This window comes from Acinetobacter sp. FDAARGOS_494, assembly GCF_003812225.1.
GTDB classification, from domain to species: Bacteria; Pseudomonadota; Gammaproteobacteria; order Pseudomonadales; family Moraxellaceae; genus Acinetobacter; species Acinetobacter baumannii.
Genome location: NZ_CP033866.1, coordinates 1867479 through 1882921, shown reverse-complemented (window position 1 = coordinate 1882921; position 15443 = coordinate 1867479). Strand labels below are relative to the sequence as shown.

The 15443-nt window shown below is 40.5% G+C and carries 12 protein-coding genes, 2 rRNA genes and 1 pseudogene; 6 read left to right on the top strand and 9 right to left on the bottom strand.

Translation table 11 applies throughout. From position 1 onward, the window contains the following. Positions 1 to 77: 77 nt before the first annotated feature. Positions 78 to 836 carry a GH25 family lysozyme gene (locus EG365_RS09105; RefSeq protein WP_000163500.1) on the top strand — a complete coding sequence of 253 codons (759 nt, stop codon included), beginning with the start codon at positions 78 to 80 and terminating at the stop codon, positions 834 to 836. 1 nt (position 837) lies between these two features. Continuing rightward, positions 838 to 1893 carry a DNA polymerase IV gene (gene dinB / locus EG365_RS09100; RefSeq protein WP_001226142.1) on the top strand — a complete coding sequence of 352 codons (1056 nt, stop codon included), beginning with the start codon at positions 838 to 840 and terminating at the stop codon, positions 1891 to 1893. A gap of 58 nt (positions 1894 to 1951) precedes the next feature. Here dinB and EG365_RS19465 read toward each other — a convergent pair. Further along, positions 1952 to 2014 (bottom strand): annotated as a pseudogene (locus EG365_RS19465) (hypothetical protein); the annotation flags it as partial. A gap of 199 nt (positions 2015 to 2213) precedes the next feature. On the opposite strand from EG365_RS19465, the gene EG365_RS09095 reads away from it, so the two are divergent. Continuing rightward, the gene (locus EG365_RS09095; protein ID WP_000216804.1) at positions 2214 to 2567 is read left to right on the top strand and encodes a RidA family protein; all 354 of its coding nucleotides are present in this window, start codon (positions 2214 to 2216) and stop codon (positions 2565 to 2567) included. 145 nt (positions 2568 to 2712) lie between these two features. Here EG365_RS09095 and EG365_RS09090 read toward each other — a convergent pair whose 3' ends face one another. The 4 genes from EG365_RS09090 to EG365_RS09075 form a co-directional block, all read right to left on the bottom strand. Further along, entirely contained in the window at positions 2713 to 3213 is a 501-nt protein-coding gene (locus EG365_RS09090; RefSeq protein WP_000291528.1) for a DUF2726 domain-containing protein, read from the bottom strand. A 313-nt stretch (positions 3214 to 3526) separates the two neighbouring features. After that, positions 3527 to 5905 (bottom strand): YgiQ family radical SAM protein, encoded by a 2379-nt coding sequence (locus tag EG365_RS09085; RefSeq protein WP_000102049.1) that lies wholly within the window; start codon positions 5903 to 5905, stop codon positions 3527 to 3529. 214 nt (positions 5906 to 6119) lie between these two features. Then, entirely contained in the window at positions 6120 to 7379 is a 1260-nt protein-coding gene (locus EG365_RS09080; protein WP_000039527.1) for an esterase-like activity of phytase family protein, read from the bottom strand. 147 nt (positions 7380 to 7526) lie between these two features. Then, on the bottom strand, positions 7527 to 7931 hold the full coding sequence (locus EG365_RS09075) for a helix-turn-helix domain-containing protein (RefSeq protein ID WP_000355089.1): 405 nt from the start codon (positions 7929 to 7931) through the stop codon (positions 7527 to 7529). Between the two features lie 81 nt (positions 7932 to 8012). Between EG365_RS09075 and EG365_RS09070 the strand changes: the two genes are divergently transcribed. The 3 genes from EG365_RS09070 to EG365_RS09060 all read left to right on the top strand — a co-directional run bounded on the left by EG365_RS09070 (position 8013) and on the right by EG365_RS09060 (position 9995). Then, the gene (locus EG365_RS09070) at positions 8013 to 8498 is read left to right on the top strand and encodes a DUF2938 domain-containing protein (RefSeq protein ID WP_001098177.1); all 486 of its coding nucleotides are present in this window, start codon (positions 8013 to 8015) and stop codon (positions 8496 to 8498) included. A 16-nt stretch (positions 8499 to 8514) separates the two neighbouring features. Next, positions 8515 to 9081 carry a flavodoxin family protein gene (locus EG365_RS09065; protein WP_000859334.1) on the top strand — a complete coding sequence of 189 codons (567 nt, stop codon included), beginning with the start codon at positions 8515 to 8517 and terminating at the stop codon, positions 9079 to 9081. Between the two features lie 305 nt (positions 9082 to 9386). Next, positions 9387 to 9995 carry a lytic transglycosylase domain-containing protein gene (locus EG365_RS09060; protein WP_000667182.1) on the top strand — a complete coding sequence of 203 codons (609 nt, stop codon included), beginning with the start codon at positions 9387 to 9389 and terminating at the stop codon, positions 9993 to 9995. Positions 9996 to 10050: 55 nt separating this feature from the next. Here the strand turns inward: EG365_RS09060 and cysK are convergent, their stop codons facing one another. The 4 genes from cysK to EG365_RS09040 all read right to left on the bottom strand — a co-directional run bounded on the left by cysK (position 10051) and on the right by EG365_RS09040 (position 15167). Further along, positions 10051 to 11049, bottom strand: a complete 999-nt coding sequence (gene cysK / locus EG365_RS09055) for a cysteine synthase A (protein ID WP_000102364.1) — start codon at positions 11047 to 11049, stop codon at positions 10051 to 10053. A gap of 206 nt (positions 11050 to 11255) precedes the next feature. After that, entirely contained in the window at positions 11256 to 11798 is a 543-nt protein-coding gene (locus EG365_RS09050; protein WP_001159743.1) for a GNAT family N-acetyltransferase, read from the bottom strand. A 176-nt stretch (positions 11799 to 11974) separates the two neighbouring features. Beyond that, positions 11975 to 12089, bottom strand: a 5S ribosomal RNA gene (gene rrf / locus EG365_RS09045). A gap of 185 nt (positions 12090 to 12274) precedes the next feature. Beyond that, positions 12275 to 15167 (bottom strand): 23S ribosomal RNA (locus EG365_RS09040). Between the last annotated feature and the right edge of the window lie 276 nt (positions 15168 to 15443).

Here is a 15443-nt window from a genome sequence, read left to right as displayed (position 1 = left end):
GCAGTTGCATTTTTAGCGTGGTTTCTCGCTCGCGAATCACGCTATGATGTGAACTTCATATTAATACTGAGTTTTGCATGACCAAGCTGGCAAAAACCTTTTCTGCACCACGCTACAATACCCTTATTGGGATTGTTTTAGCTTGTGTTATGGGGGTTCTCACCTACTTCGGTCTGTTCTACCAGCAAAAAGCTATTGCTCAAGATTACCCAGTTCAAGGCTTTGATGTCTCTCACCATCAAGAAAATATTAACTGGAAAAAAATATCACCCAAAAAATTCCAGTTCGTCTATTTAAAAGCGACTGAAGGCGGTGATTATAAAGATCCAAAATTTCAAGAAAACTGGTTAAAAGCACGCGAACATGGCTTTCATGTCGGGGCTTATCATTTTTATCGTTTATGTCGTGATGGCAAAACACAAGCTGAAAATTTTATTTCAACCGTACCCAACAAAGCTGATGCCCTTCCTCCCGTTATTGATCTGGAATATGACAGCAACTGTATTAATTCTCATACCAAAGAACAATTACTTAAAGAAATAGGCATCATGCATGACAGCTTAAAGCATCATTATGGTAAACAGCCTATCTTTTATATTTCCAAAACTTTTTACCATATTGTATTAATAGGTAGTTTCCCTCATACACCTCTTTGGGTCAGAGATTACGAAGGGAAACCTGAGCTGAAAGACAAGCGAAAATGGCTCTTTTGGCAGCATAGTAATCAAGGTAAAATTGAAGGCATCACCAAGCCAGTAGACTTAAATGTTTATGAAGGTTCAGTCAAAGAATGGCACCAATTTTTACAGCAGCAAGGCATCGTGAAAGCACAATAATATGCGCAAAATCATTCATATCGATATGGATGCCTTTTATGCATCGGTCGAATTGCGAGAACGTCCTGATCTAAGGCATCTCCCGGTAGTTATTTCATCGCATCACCCGCGCGCCGTAATTGCAGCTGCTTCTTATCCTGCTCGTGAGTTTGGTTTACGCTCTGCCATGTCCATGAGCCAAGCAAGAAAACTATGCCCTCAAGTTGTTATTATTGAGCCGAATTTCGAAAAATATCGTGCCATCTCGGCTCAAATTCATAGTATCTTTCAACAATACACCACTCTTATTGAGCCTTTATCTTTAGATGAAGCCTATCTTGATGTCACTGAAAATTTAAAACAAATCGCGAGTGCGACCGAAGTAGCTATGCATATTCGGGAAGATATTTTCAGGCAAACCGGACTGACAGCCTCGGCTGGTGTAGCACCTAATAAATTCTTGGCAAAAGTTGCGTCCGACTGGAATAAACCGAATGGCCTGTTTGTTATAAAACCTTCTCAAGTAGCCAGTTTTATTCAGGACTTGCCCTTAAAAAAAATTCCAGGAGTAGGCAAAGTTACCCAAGAAAAGCTCCAACAGCTTGAGTTGCATACGCTAGGTGACTTACAAAAAATTGAAGAAGCTGTTTTAGTTCACCACTTTGGTAAATATGGCCAACAGCTTTATTTATACGCTCAAGGTATCGACAACCGCCCCGTTCAAGCTGAACGTGCCCGACAGCAAATTTCGAAAGAAACCACATTTGATAGTGACTTTACTTTAGCCCAGTGCCAACCCTACTGGCATGGTCTAGCCGAAAAAGTCTGGCAAAGTTTAGAGAAAAAGCAACTGAATGCCCGAGGTGTAAATATTAAGCTCAAACTTAAGAATTTCCAGACTTTGCAACACAGTAAAAGTTTTAAAAACCCAATTCATTCTCAACAAGACCTGATTCAAGTTTTATTCTTACTTTTAAATGAGATGCATATTCCCGAAAACTTCCAATTTCGGCTCATTGGTATTGGAGTTTATCAATTACAAACTAAAGCTGACGACTTTCAGTTGTCCTTATGGTAAGTGTTGTTTTTTTATACAAAAGAACAAGTTTTAAACAAAAACAGTTCCCTTTTGCTTAAAGTTTGAAGTAATCTAATCAGCGCATATTCATTACCCATGTATTTGCAACATGCCAAAGCAACCTTTACTTTCGGCATATCGTCCTGTGATTGGCGTGACGACCAAATCCGAATATTACAGGGCACTTAAAGTACATGGAGCTTGCCCGTTCTTATAAATCACAACAATAATCTACTGAAATTCTTTTGCACTTGCTTGCACCTGCCTACGAACTCTTCATAAAATCGAACTATTCAATAAAGACACTTTAGAGCATTTTTATGACGGTAAAACGCTTACACGTAACTTCAAGATATTGTGAAGTGGCGATTTCGGGTAATTTAGTCCATTTAGCAGGGCAGCTCGCTGATGACACCAGTGTAGACATTACGGCGCAAACTCAACAAACTTTGGACAATATTGATCGCTTACTTGCTGAAGCCGGAACTGACAAAAGTCATATCCTGTCTGTCATGATTTTTCTAAAGGATATTGATAAGGACTATGCAGCCATGAATGCAGTGTGGGATGCATGGATTAGCAAAGAGCATCCACCTGCTCGTACTTGTGTTGAATCTAAACTTTATGCACCTGATGTACTTGTAGAAATGACCGTTGTTGCGGTACTTCCTTAATTCTTATTAATTTTAATCAATAAAAACTGAGCAATATTGATCATGATAGTGCTCAGTTTTTTATATTTTTAAAGTTGATAATATCAGCATTTTTTAAAAGCTTATTTAATGAGGCTTAAAATTAAATTACTGTAAGACCTAATTTTTAAGACTTCACAAAAGCATTTGAAATTCTTTCTAGCTGAGGCGTTGCATGTAAAGTCGCCATCTCTGATTCAGGAGTTAATAAGTCTCTTCTTAACTCATGATAATCTGGCACAGTGCTGTAACTTAATACACGATAGCCCGCAAGCTGTAATAAACGGCGCTCATATTGTTGATGTGCTCGGCGTAAACCACTTTCCTCAAGCATAACCACTACGACAACCTGATAATTTTGATCAAGCACAACAAAGTCAGCTGTCATATTTTGATATTTGCGACGAGTGTGAGCATATTTCGTTGTTAATAATGCATCAAATGAAACATGAGCTAACACAGTAAATTTAGGCAATACTGTCTGTAAACGAGTTAATGTCATTTGTTCATGACTACTTAACACGGCACGGCGCTTTAAAGCACTGTCTTGTTGATGCTTTCTTGAGAGGCTTTTCGCCGCCATAACAACGGTCAAAAATAGTAATAAGATTGTAATTAAATAGTACATGGGTCCATCCTTTAAGTTTTTTATAATGATTTTGCTAGATCACGCTTTGTTTTAATTGATAACGACACAGCCGTTCTTTAAAAGGTTCACTTAGTAATTTCACTTGTAGTTATCAAGCTTGGCTTAAATTTAGCCACCCTCTCATTATTTATAAACACAGACTCAGTAACAATCAAGTGCAGCTCGTCAGATTTTTAGGATTTATCATTTTTCATTACACTTTTTACATAAAAAATGCTCATAAATCTCACCATATGATTTATCCACTCACTTTAAAAATAAAAAAGGCTCTTAAACAGAGCCTTTTTTATCGTTATCCACGAGCTTTTGATTTTGGTTTACTTTTACCACCAAATGGTCTCTTTTCACCTGTTTCACGAGGTGGTAGACCCGTATGTTGAGTCAGTACCTGCCCTTTTTGCGGCCGTTTATGCTGATTTTTATTTTGAACTGTTTGACCTGAACGCTTCACTGAATCGCCCGCAACAGTCGAGTTCTTCTTACGTGCAGATTTATATTCTCCTTCCGCCCCTTTCGGTTGATAAGTTGGAATTAAATGTTGCTTTGAATTACCAATTAAATCAGCGCGGCCCATTTCTTTAAGTGCTTCACGAAGTAATGGCCAGTTATTTGGATCGTGGTAACGTAAGAATGCTTTGTGCAGACGACGGCGTTTTTCACCTTTTACAATGTCTACATTTTCAGTGTAACGCGCCACTTTTGCGAGTGGGTTTTTCCCTGAATAATACATGGTTGTCGCAGTTGCCATCGGTGATGGGTAGAACGTCTGTACCTGATCGGCACGGAAACCATTCTTCTTCAGCCAGATCGCAAGATGCATCATGTCATAATCAGAAGTACCTGGGTGTGCAGCAATAAAGTAAGGAATTAAATATTGCTCTTTTCCTGCTTCTTTACTAAAGCGATCAAACATTTGTTTGAAACGGTCATACGTACCAATACCCGGTTTCATCATCTTAGATAAAGGGCCTTGTTCAGTATGCTCTGGTGCAATTTTTAAATAACCGCCAACATGGTGTTGTACCAGCTCTTTGACATATTCAGGATTCAATACTGCAAGGTCATAACGTAATCCCGATCCAATCAGAATCTTCTTCACCCCTTTAATCGCACGGGCTTTACGATAAAGCTGTACTAAAGGTGCATGATCGGTATGCAAGTTTTGACAAACACCCGGATATACACAAGAAGGTTTACGGCAGTTCTTCTCAATTTCAGGGTCTTTACAATGCAAACGGTACATGTTTGCTGTTGGACCACCTAAGTCTGAAATAATACCGGTGAAGTTCGGCGCTGTATCACGAATTTTCTCGATCTCACGTAAGATCGAATCTTCCGAACGGTTTTGGATAATACGACCTTCATGTTCTGTAATCGAACAGAATGTACAACCACCAAAACAGCCACGCATAATGTTGACCGAGAATTTGATCATATCAAATGCAGGGAAACGCGCATCTCCATATGCAGGATGCGGCAAACGTGCATATGGCAAATCAAATACATAATCCATTTCCTCTGTAGTTAGAGGAATTGGAGGTGGATTGATCCAGACATCACGCTCACCATGACGTTGAACCAAAGCACGTGCATTACCCGGGTTGGTTTCAAGGTGCAAAATACGGTTTGCATGTGCATAAAGTACTTGATCATTCGCCACTTCTTCAAAAGAAGGTAAACGAATTACAGCCAATTCTCGCGGAGGTAACTTGTGTTTAATCGCTTTTGACTGAGCAGGCTTTAGCTGAACAATCTGAGTATTTTCATCAAGTTGGTCGCCTTCACGTACAATCGGATTTGCAACAATTTCTTTTTGAAAACCTTGATACTGAGCTAGTGTGTTGCCTTTATCTTTCTCAATTTCACAACCATCAATATCTTCAGTCATGACATATGGGTTAATAATTGGGTCAACACGCCCAATCGTATCTACATCATTACTGGCAATTTCAACAAATTTTGCTTTAGCCGCTTTGTTATGTTTATTAATAATAAATGCTGTACCACGAACATCTGTAATTTCGTGGATTTTTTCACCTTTTGCCAAACGGTGCATCACATCAATAATGGCACGTTCACCATTACCATACATAAGCATATCGGCTTTTGAATCCATCAAAATTGAACGACGGACTTTGTCTGACCAATAATCATAGTGCGCAATACGACGTAAACTACCCTCAATACCACCTAATAGTACAGGTACATCTGGGAATGCTTCACGACAACGTTGGCAATAAACCGTTGCCGCACGGTCAGGACGTTTATTTGGTTCGTTATTAGGAGAATATGCATCATCCGAACGGATTTTACGATCTGCCGTATAGCGGTTGATCATCGAATCCATATTGCCCGCAGTCACTCCCCAAGCAATCGTTGGCTTACCCAATACACGGAAACTTTCAACATTGGTCCAGTCTGGCTGTGCAATAATACCGACACGGAAACCTTGCGCTTCCAATACCCGTCCAATCACACCCGATACAAATGATGGATGATCAATATAAGCATCGCCACAGACTAAAATAAAGTCACACGCATCCCAGCCGAGTTGGTCCATTTCTTCTCGTGACATCGGCAAAAATGGCGCTGGTTCAAAACACGACGCCCAATATTTGTCGTAATCAAACAACGCTTTTGGCGCAGTTTGCATAGTATAAGCGGTAGACATGGCTTGCGAATCTCGGCTAGCAGATGGAGGAGAGACATCTAAAGATGAAAGCCGATCATTTTAACATGAATTTCATTCATTTTCCTTGTTTATAAAACACGCGAAAACAACAATATAGAAATTAATTTGATTAAAGTTTACTCAATATTTTATTCTTAGATTAAATACGGCGGAATAAAATCCGCCGCAGATCGAACTCATTTATTTATATGAATTAGAAGAGAGCTTTTGGTAAACGAATCTGAATAATCTCGTTATCATCGGCTAACTTTGCATTACGTCCTGTCGACCCAGGGAAGTTATTATCATTGAAAACCGTCAGTGTTGTACCATTTTCAATAATTACATCTTCAATGGTTTCAAATGGGAAGGCAAAAACCTGTCCCGTACCAATATCCCCTGCTCTAGCTGTGCCATACAACATATTCGGGTTAGCAATTTTAATTAAATCGACTAAGTCTTCGCGGCTGACCAACTGGCCTGACTCATTTAATTTAATACGGATTAATTTTTTATAGCCGCCTAAATTATTCTGCGTGGCATCACGTTCAATAATGATCCCTTCTTTATCATTAAAGAGTTGGAAATCACCAATATTGGTAGCTTTACTGTCTAACTGGAACCAATAATATTTTCCTGTATACGCTTTTTTCTTAATATCGAATTGGGAAATCAACAGTTGTCTTTCTGTTTCCCGAATTGATTTAATTGGCTTTTCTATAAGCGGATAGAGATATTGACCATCTGGTGAAATCGCCATTCCTTCAAAACCGCCACTTTGTTGAACAAGAGGTTCCACAAAATTAATTTGTGCTTTATTAAATTGATTTTGTGGTGAACGTAATTCTTGAGTTGGATTTAATGGATTTGGTAAAGGAATCGGAGCGTCTAAAAGTACACCATCTGCTGAGAAATGGAGTAAATATGGACCAAATTCATCTCCAATCCAGTAAGTCCCATCACTAGTACGCTGCATCGACTCTGGGTCAAAATCAGCACCCGTTAATAAACGCTCAGGCGTATTACCATTGATGATATTAAATGGAATTAATTTATTCGGATCACGCAGTTGGATAAAACTTTGTACAGTAACTTGACCGGTGCCTTTAGTTTTAGTTTTGAAATCAGGCTTTATTTTATAAATACGAAGTAAAAAGTCTGATGAATTATCTTGAGTTCCAAAACCGTTATCGGCCATTGCCATATAACTGCCATCTTCATTTTTTAATGCAGCAGAAAATCCCTGTACAGGTTGACCTTTAAACGGAGGATAAATTCCATTTGCACCTTCCACATATGCCCCTGAGTCTGGTCCAGCAGCATAAGTTTCTACAGGTAACTTAGCAAAAGAAATTAGAGTTGGTTCGGTAACGTTTTCAGTAGGTGAAGTTTGATCTTGATCGTTATCATCGTTACATGCCGTCAATCCTAAACTGGCACAGCATAATAATGCGACTAAAGTTTTTTTGCTCATGATTTTATACAGTTGGTAAAAAATTAAGCAAATTTAATCAAGCTTGTATGAAGTTTTTGCTTCAAAAATATGAAATCTTTATGGCGAAAATATGACAAGCCTATTGTTTAGCACCCAATACAAAACTGAACTTATTAGTAAAGCTAATTAAAGTTTTGTTGGCTGATATTCTCCAGCAATTGCTGCTTTTAAAAATTTTTGGAAAGTGGGACATTCCATATGATTTTCAGCAGGACATACAGCAGCGTGTTCTAATCCCTGACTGATAAAATGTAATCGCTTTGCCATTTGCTCTAATTGTTCAGCTTTATCTTTTAGTTTTTGACGGTCAAGATCAGGCTTACCATCTTGCCCAAACATTGTGGCAATTTCATTTAAAGAAAATCCTGCAGCACGACCTAAAGCAATTAATGCCAGTTGATCAATTACTTGTTTGCCATATTGTCGACGTAAGCCTTGCCGCCCTATCGATTTAATTAGTCCTTTCTCTTCATAAAAACGTAGGGTAGCCGTTGTGACTTTTGCCTTCTTAGCGACTTCACTAATATCCATAATACCCTCTTGACTTCAAGTGAACTTTAACTTGCACAATAAATTTATCACGTTTCATACGTATAAAAGCAAGGTGTAAAAATGAATACCTCCACTCTGTTCTTCCAAGCTTTATGTCTTGGTATTGGTGCAACCATCGTTATGGATATATGGCTGTTAATACTAAAAATATTTAAGGTCCCGACTCTAAACTTTGCCTTTCTTGGACGTTGGGTGGGCTGGATATTTCAAGGAAAACTCGTCCATCAATCTATTGCTAAAAGTACCCCAATGAAAGGGGAATATTTATTAGGCTGGATTGCTCACTATAGTGTCGGGATTATCTTCGCATTGAGCTTTCTTTTAATTGTAGGTTCGACTTGGCTCGACCACCCTCAGTTTTACTCAGCACTACTGTTTGGTTTGGTCACCGTTCTCATTCCTTTTTTTATTATGCAACCAGCTATGGGTAGTGGTTTTGCCTCATCAAAAACACCTCATCCTTTTTTGAACTGTCTGAAAAGTTTGCTGAACCATAGTGTTTTTGGCTGTGGTTTATATCTCACTGCAAAACTATTTCAAATTTAAATAAAGGGAAACTTCCATGAAAACTGTTGCCATTATTTACCATAGCCGCCAAGGCCACACTCAATTTATTGCTCAGCAAATTCAAATTGGCGTCTTGAGCCATCACAATATTAAAGCAGATTTACTCAATGCCGAGGATCTTATCGAGAGCTCAGGAATTCTTATCCAATATGACGGATTAATTTGGGGATCTCCCACTTATTTAGGTGGTGTATCTTCCAAGTTAAAACAGCTCATGGATATAACTGGTCCATTATGGAAAAAACAAAGTTTTAAAGGAAAATTAGCGGCTGGGTTTACCGTTTCATCTCTTCCTGCTGGTGATAAACAATCCACACTAATTTCAATTTTTACTTTTTGCATGCAACACGGCATGTTATGGGTAGGTAACCCAATTCTACCAGAACAGCATCAAGGTGTTGCCTATACACAAGCAGCTAACCGACTCGGTTCATGGTCAGGTTTAATGGCTCAGGCTGAACATGCTAGTAATGCAGATGGTTTTGATGAAGGAGATATTAAAACTGCTCAACAATTTGGTGAAAATTTTGCATTGACCTTAAATGCTTATCAAGGGACTTAACACCATAGTTGAAAAATACCTGTAAGTTAAAACGTACAAAATTTGGGGTCATTAACGGATATTCAACTTGAGTATTTTTTCATAACATATAAATCATAGAGAGACAGGAAGTCTCATTGAAGAAGAATAAGAACGCAGGAAGCGGTAGTTGACAGGAGTTAGCTACATAAAGCTGAATACGAAGAAACCTCGACAGGATGTCGGGGTTTTTTCATTTCAATAATACAAAAATCTTACTTTCTGGTTGGGCTGAGCAACAGAACTTATATTGATCCGATAAATACGGCTGAATACCATCATTTCATTTGAAATTTGATTATTGGTTTTGTATTTTGCTTACCTCATCTTTAGCTCAAGATCATTTTGCACCATCACAATTACAGCGCCTTAGTCTCAGATTCTTTATTATTGCGTTGATGACAATAATGACGGGATGTACAAGTTTAGGCCCTAATAGCGGTTCATTTTCTTGGCGCTCAAGTAAGCTTTCGTCTGGCTTACAAAAAGCTTATTCCGTTCCGCCAAGTACAGCAAATCGCCTATCTCCAATGATTATTCAAAGCGCTGATAGATATAATGTTCCACCGCTTTTATTGGCAGCTGTGATCAGGCAAGAGTCTAGCTATAATAGTAATGCTCGCTCTCCCACCGGGGCTATTGGGTTAACACAAATTATTCCCAGTTATTGGCAACAAACTTGTGCTGGTAACTTGTATGATGAATCTACCAACATCCAATGTGGTGCTTATATTTTAAATCATTACTATCAGACAGCAGATAGCTGGTTCAAAGCGACAGCATATTATAATGTTGGTCCAACAGGATATGAACGAAGTTTCTGGACACGTCACAAAGCAAAAAAATATGCTCGGTCTGTGAAACGTCATCAGAAAACTTTAAAAAGTGCTTTATAAATTAAGATTAAATAAAAAAGCCCATGTATTCATGGGCTTTTTTATGTGGTTAATTTTATTCGTCAAATAAACCTTCAAATAAAACAGAAGATAAATAGCGTTCCCCACTATCTGGAAGAATAACAACAATTGTTTTACCTGCATTTTCAGGACGTTCTGCAATTTTAGCCGCTGCTGCCAATGCAGCACCGCTCGAAATACCCACTAAAATACCTTCTTGGGTGGCACAGTTTCTTGCCCATTGAATTGCTTCTTCACTACTCACTGGTATGACTTCATCAACCAAATCTAAATCAAGATTCTTTGGAATAAAGTTTGCTCCAATTCCCTGAATTTTATGCGGTGCGGGTGTAATGTTCTCACCTTTTTTTGTTTGAGTAATAATTGGAGACTCAGCAGGTTCAACTGCTACTGAGTACAATGGCTTATTCTGAACTTGTTCAAAATAACGAGAAATACCCGTAATCGTACCTCCTGTACCTACACCAGCTACCAAGATATCAACTTGCCCACCTGTTGCTTGCCAGATTTCTGGTCCCGTCGTATCAACATGAATTTGTGGATTAGCTGGGTTTTCAAACTGTTGTGGCAAGAAATAAACTTCTGGCTGTTCAGTTGCTAATCGCACAGCTTCATCAACTGCACCTTTCATTCCCTTCGCTGGTTCGGTTAGGACTAAATTAGCACCGAGTGCTTTTAACACTTTTCTACGCTCAAGGCTCATGCTTGCAGGCATAGTTAAAGTAATGGAATAACCTTTTGCCGCCGCTACGAACGCCAATGCAATACCAGTATTACCACTGGTTGGTTCAACAATATGCATGCCTTCTTTCAACGCGCCTCTTTTTTCTGCATCTGCAATCAGCGCAGCTCCAATACGGCATTTCACAGAAAAGGCAGGATTACGACTTTCTACTTTGGCTAATACGGTTGCGCCCGTTTTAATCAAACGATTAATACGTACTAAAGGAGTATTACCAATAGCTTCGGCATTATTTGAATAAACTGCGATACCTAAATTATTGGGTGTTGGGAATTGTGGATCAGTAGACATGTTATATCCTTATTAGATTTGGAATGATTCTGAATCATTATAGGCTTGTCAGTTAAACAGAAAAGTAGAAAAAGTGAAGTAAAATAAAAAATGGAATTTACATTAAAAATAAAAAGATATAAAAATAGTAAAATCAAATACTTAAAATATATAGCATCCAATCTAAAGTAAACTTTCGCTGCAGCATTAAAGCCCAGGCATAATTACTACCAAAGTTCACCTTCTCGCCAATCTGCACAAATAGCGTCCTCTTCTGAACTATTTGATAGCTGGTCTTTCATCTGAATATTTAAAGGATATAGCATAATTTCATACTCATCCGTTAGATAACTACAAGTGTTTTGTTTGATAGATAAATTTCCTTTCCAAACAGTCCATCCTAATTTTTCATAAAATGCTTCATCTTCTGGTTGTAATGCAGCAAGCTCATATTCCAGATGAGTTAATGTCTCTACTAAATATTTTAATAATTGTGATGCAATCCCCTTACCTCTCATCGTGTAATCAGTGGTCACATACTCTACATAAGCAGTTTTCACATCGGAACTACCATTTATGGTAAAAACTCTATCCGTCCATAAGGCATGTGAGACAATTTGATTGTTTAATATACCAACGACATGAATAGCTTTTTGCATAAAAGCATATTGAGTCCAAGGATCTTCATCAAAAGCAGAAAAACATAACTCAGCAATCTGATGACGTTGATTTCTATCTAGATCTTGGGCTGCGATAATTTTGAACTGCATAGATGAAAACTCAATTTGAACTATTTATAGATTAAGCAAATATTGGAATATTATGAAATTATTCTTTATTCCATTATTTTAGTTTTAATAATTCTTCAAATAATTCTTTATTGATTGCTTTCTTGCTATAAAAAAACACCCCAACCTCTTTTGAGATTGGGGTGTTTAGAATAATGAGCTGGCGATGACTTACTCTCACATGGGTAATCCCACACTACCATCAGCGCTAAGAGGTTTCACTTCTGAGTTCGGGAAGGGATCAGGTGGTTCACTCTTGCTATGGTCGCCAGCACAACTGTTTATGGATACTTGCTTAGGTCTTATTTGATGCCGAAGCGTTTTCCAAATCTGTAACAGACTGGGCTGAATTGAATCTTACTTTAGATGTTCATTTTAGCTAGAGGTATAACTAAATCAAGTTGTCTTGCATATTTAAGAATCGATTGATGCTTCATATACAACTGCTTGGGTGTTGTATAGTCAAGCCTCACGAGCAATTAGTATTGGTCAGCTTCACATATCACTATGCTTCCACATCCAACCTATCAACGTCCTAGTCTCGAACGGCTCTTTAGAGGACATAAAGTCCTAGGGAAATCTTATCTTGAGGTAGGCTTCCCGCTTAGATGCTTTCAGCGGTTATCCCTTCCGAACATAGCTACCCGGCGATGCGACTGGCGTCACAACCGGTACACCAGAGGTTCGTCCACTCTGGTCCTCTCGTACTAGGAGCAGATCCTCTCAAATTTCCAGCGCCCACGGTAGATAGGGACCGAACTGTCTCACGACGTTCTAAACCCAGCTCGCGTACCTCTTTAAATGGCGAACAGCCATACCCTTGGGACCTGCTTCAGCCCCAGGATGAGATGAGCCGACATCGAGGTGCCAAACACCGCCGTCGATATGAACTCTTGGGCGGTATCAGCCTGTTATCCCCAGAGTACCTTTTATCCGTTGAGCGATGGCCCTTCCATACAGAACCACCGGATCACTAAGACCTACTTTCGTACCTGCTCGACTTGTGGGTCTCGCAGTTAAGCGCGCTTTTGCCTTTATACTCTACGCGTGATTTCCGACCACGCTGAGCGCACCTTCGTACTCCTCCGTTACTCTTTAGGAGGAGACCGCCCCAGTCAAACTACCCACCAGACACGGTCCTCGTCCCGGATCACGGGACAGAGTTAGAACCTCAACATTACCAGGGTGGTATTTCAAGGACGGCTCCACTGGAACTAGCGTTCCAGCTTCAAAGCCTCCCACCTATCCTACACAAGTAAGGTCAAAGTTCAGTGTCAAGCTGCAGTAAAGGTTCACGGGGTCTTTCCGTCTAGCCGCGGGTACACTGCATCTTCACAGCGATTTCGATTTCACTGAGCCTCTGCTGGAGACAGCGCCGCCATCATTATGCCATTCGTGCAGGTCGGAACTTACCCGACAAGGAATTTCGCTACCTTAGGACCGTTATAGTTACGGCCGCCGTTTACTGGGGCTTCGATCAAGAGCTTCGCTTACGCTAACCCCATCAATTAACCTTCCAGCACCGGGCAGGCATCACACCCTATACGTCCACTTTCGTGTTTGCAGAGTGCTATGTTTTTAATAAACAGTTGCAGCGGCCTGGTTTCTGCGGCTGTCGTCAGCTCAGGAAGCGAGTTCCATCACCAACAACAGCGTACCTTCTCCCGAAGTTACGGTACCATTTTGCCTAGTTCCTTCAGCAGAGTTCTCTCAAGCGCCTTGGTCTACTCGACCTGACCACCTGTGTCGGTTTCGGGTACGATTCCTGTGTAACTGAAGCTTAGAGACTTTTCCTGGAAGCATGGCATCAACCACTTCGCTGTACAAGTACAGCTTGCTATCAGATCTCAGCATAGAGTACCCCGGATTTGCCTAAGATACATGCCTACATCCTTTCACCTGGACAACCAACGCCAGGCTGATTTAGCCTTCTCCGTCCTCTCATCGCATTACACAGAAGTAATGGAATATTAACCATTTTCCCATCGACTACGCCTTTCGGCCTCGCCTTAGGGGTCGACTCACCCAGCCCCGATTAACGTTGGACTGGAACCCTTGGTCTTTCGGCGAACGGGTTTTTCACCCGTTTTGTCGTTACTCACGTCAGCATTCGCACTTCTGATACCTCCAGCATGCTTCTCAACACACCTTCATCGGCTTACAGAACGCTCCCCTACCACGTATACAAAGTATACATCCGCAGCTTCGGCACATAGTTTTAGCCCCGTTACATCTTCCGCGCAGGCCGACTCGACTAGTGAGCTATTACGCTTTCTTTAAAGGGTGGCTGCTTCTAAGCCAACCTCCTAGCTGTCTATGCCTTCCCACATCGTTTCCCACTTAACTATGATTTTGGGGCCTTAGCTGGCGGTCTGGATTGTTTTCCTCTTGACTACGGACGTTAGCACCCGCAGTCTGTCTCCCGGATAGTACTCATAGGTATTCGGAGTTTGCATCGGTTTGGTAAGTCGGGATGACCCCCTAGCCGAAACAGTGCTCTACCCCCTATGGTATTCGTCCGAGGCGCTACCTAAATAGCTTTCGGGGAGAACCAGCTATCACCAGGCTTGATTAGCCTTTCACCCCTATCCACAAGTCATCCCCTGGCTTTTCAACGACAGTGGGTTCGGTCCTCCAGTTAGTGTTACCCAACCTTCAACCTGCTCATGGATAGATCGCCTGGTTTCGGGTCTATACCCAGCAACTAAACGCCCTATTAAGACTCGATTTCTCTACGGCTCCCCTATACGGTTAACCTCGCTACTGAATATAAGTCGCTGACCCATTATACAAAAGGTACGCAGTCACACCACGAAGGTGCTCCCACTGCTTGTATGCATGCGGTTTCAGGATCTATTTCACTCCCCTCACAGGGGTTCTTTTCGCCTTTCCCTCACGGTACTGGTTCACTATCGGTCAGTCAGGAGTATTTAGCCTTGGAGGATGGTCCCCCCATATTCAGACAAGGTTTCACGTGCCTCGCCCTACTCGTCATCATTATGTGTGCCCTTTCGTGTACGGGAATATCACCCTCTACGTTCGCACTTCCCAGAGCGTTCCACTAAAACACACATAACTTAATGGGCTGATCCCCGTTCGCTCGCCGCTACTGAGGGAATCTCAATTGATTTCTTTTCCTAAGGGTACTGAGATGTTTCACTTCCCCTCGTTCGCCTTGCAACACTATGTATTCATGTTGCAATACCTACCTTAAAGTAGGTGGGTTCCCCCATTCAGACATCTCCGGATCAAAGGATATTTGCCGCCTCCCCGGAGCTTTTCGCAGGCTATCACGTCTTTCATCGCCTCTGACTGCCAAGGCATCCACCACATGCACTTAATTACTTGACTATACAACCCCAAACAGTCGATGTTACCTACAAGTTAGTAACTTCAACATTTCAGTTTAGAGCACTGTGCACTTAAGCACTGTACAGCTTCAATCTAAATTCACATACCAAAACGCTTGATTCAGTTAATTTGCTAGTTCTCAATTCATCTAGATTAATTGCTTAACCTAAACTCTTGAGTGAACAATTTATTTCAGACTCAATTTTGCCAATCTGTTAATGAGTTAATGTGTCTTCGTCAGATCACACTAATTACCGTGATAATGAAATCACAGAA

Bases quoted from the DNA above. Each gene is read 5' to 3' on its own strand.
- dinB (WP_001226142.1), top strand. From the start codon at position 838: ATGCGCAAAATCATTCATATCGATATGGATGCCTTTTATGCATCGGTC.
- EG365_RS09080 (WP_000039527.1), bottom strand. From the start codon at position 7,379: ATGAGCAAAAAAACTTTAGTCGCATTATTATGCTGTGCCAGTTTAGGA.
- EG365_RS09050 (WP_001159743.1), bottom strand. From the start codon at position 11,798: ATGCAGTTCAAAATTATCGCAGCCCAAGATCTAGATAGAAATCAACGT.
- EG365_RS09065 (WP_000859334.1), top strand. From the start codon at position 8,515: ATGAAAACTGTTGCCATTATTTACCATAGCCGCCAAGGCCACACTCAA.
- cysK (WP_000102364.1), bottom strand. From the start codon at position 11,049: ATGTCTACTGATCCACAATTCCCAACACCCAATAATTTAGGTATCGCA.
- EG365_RS09105 (WP_000163500.1), top strand. From the start codon at position 78: ATGACCAAGCTGGCAAAAACCTTTTCTGCACCACGCTACAATACCCTT.
- EG365_RS09095 (WP_000216804.1), top strand. From the start codon at position 2,214: ATGACGGTAAAACGCTTACACGTAACTTCAAGATATTGTGAAGTGGCG.
- EG365_RS09075 (WP_000355089.1), bottom strand. From the start codon at position 7,931: ATGGATATTAGTGAAGTCGCTAAGAAGGCAAAAGTCACAACGGCTACC.
- EG365_RS09085 (WP_000102049.1), bottom strand. From the start codon at position 5,905: ATGTCTACCGCTTATACTATGCAAACTGCGCCAAAAGCGTTGTTTGAT.
- EG365_RS09070 (WP_001098177.1), top strand. From the start codon at position 8,013: ATGAATACCTCCACTCTGTTCTTCCAAGCTTTATGTCTTGGTATTGGT.
- EG365_RS09090 (WP_000291528.1), bottom strand. From the start codon at position 3,213: ATGTACTATTTAATTACAATCTTATTACTATTTTTGACCGTTGTTATG.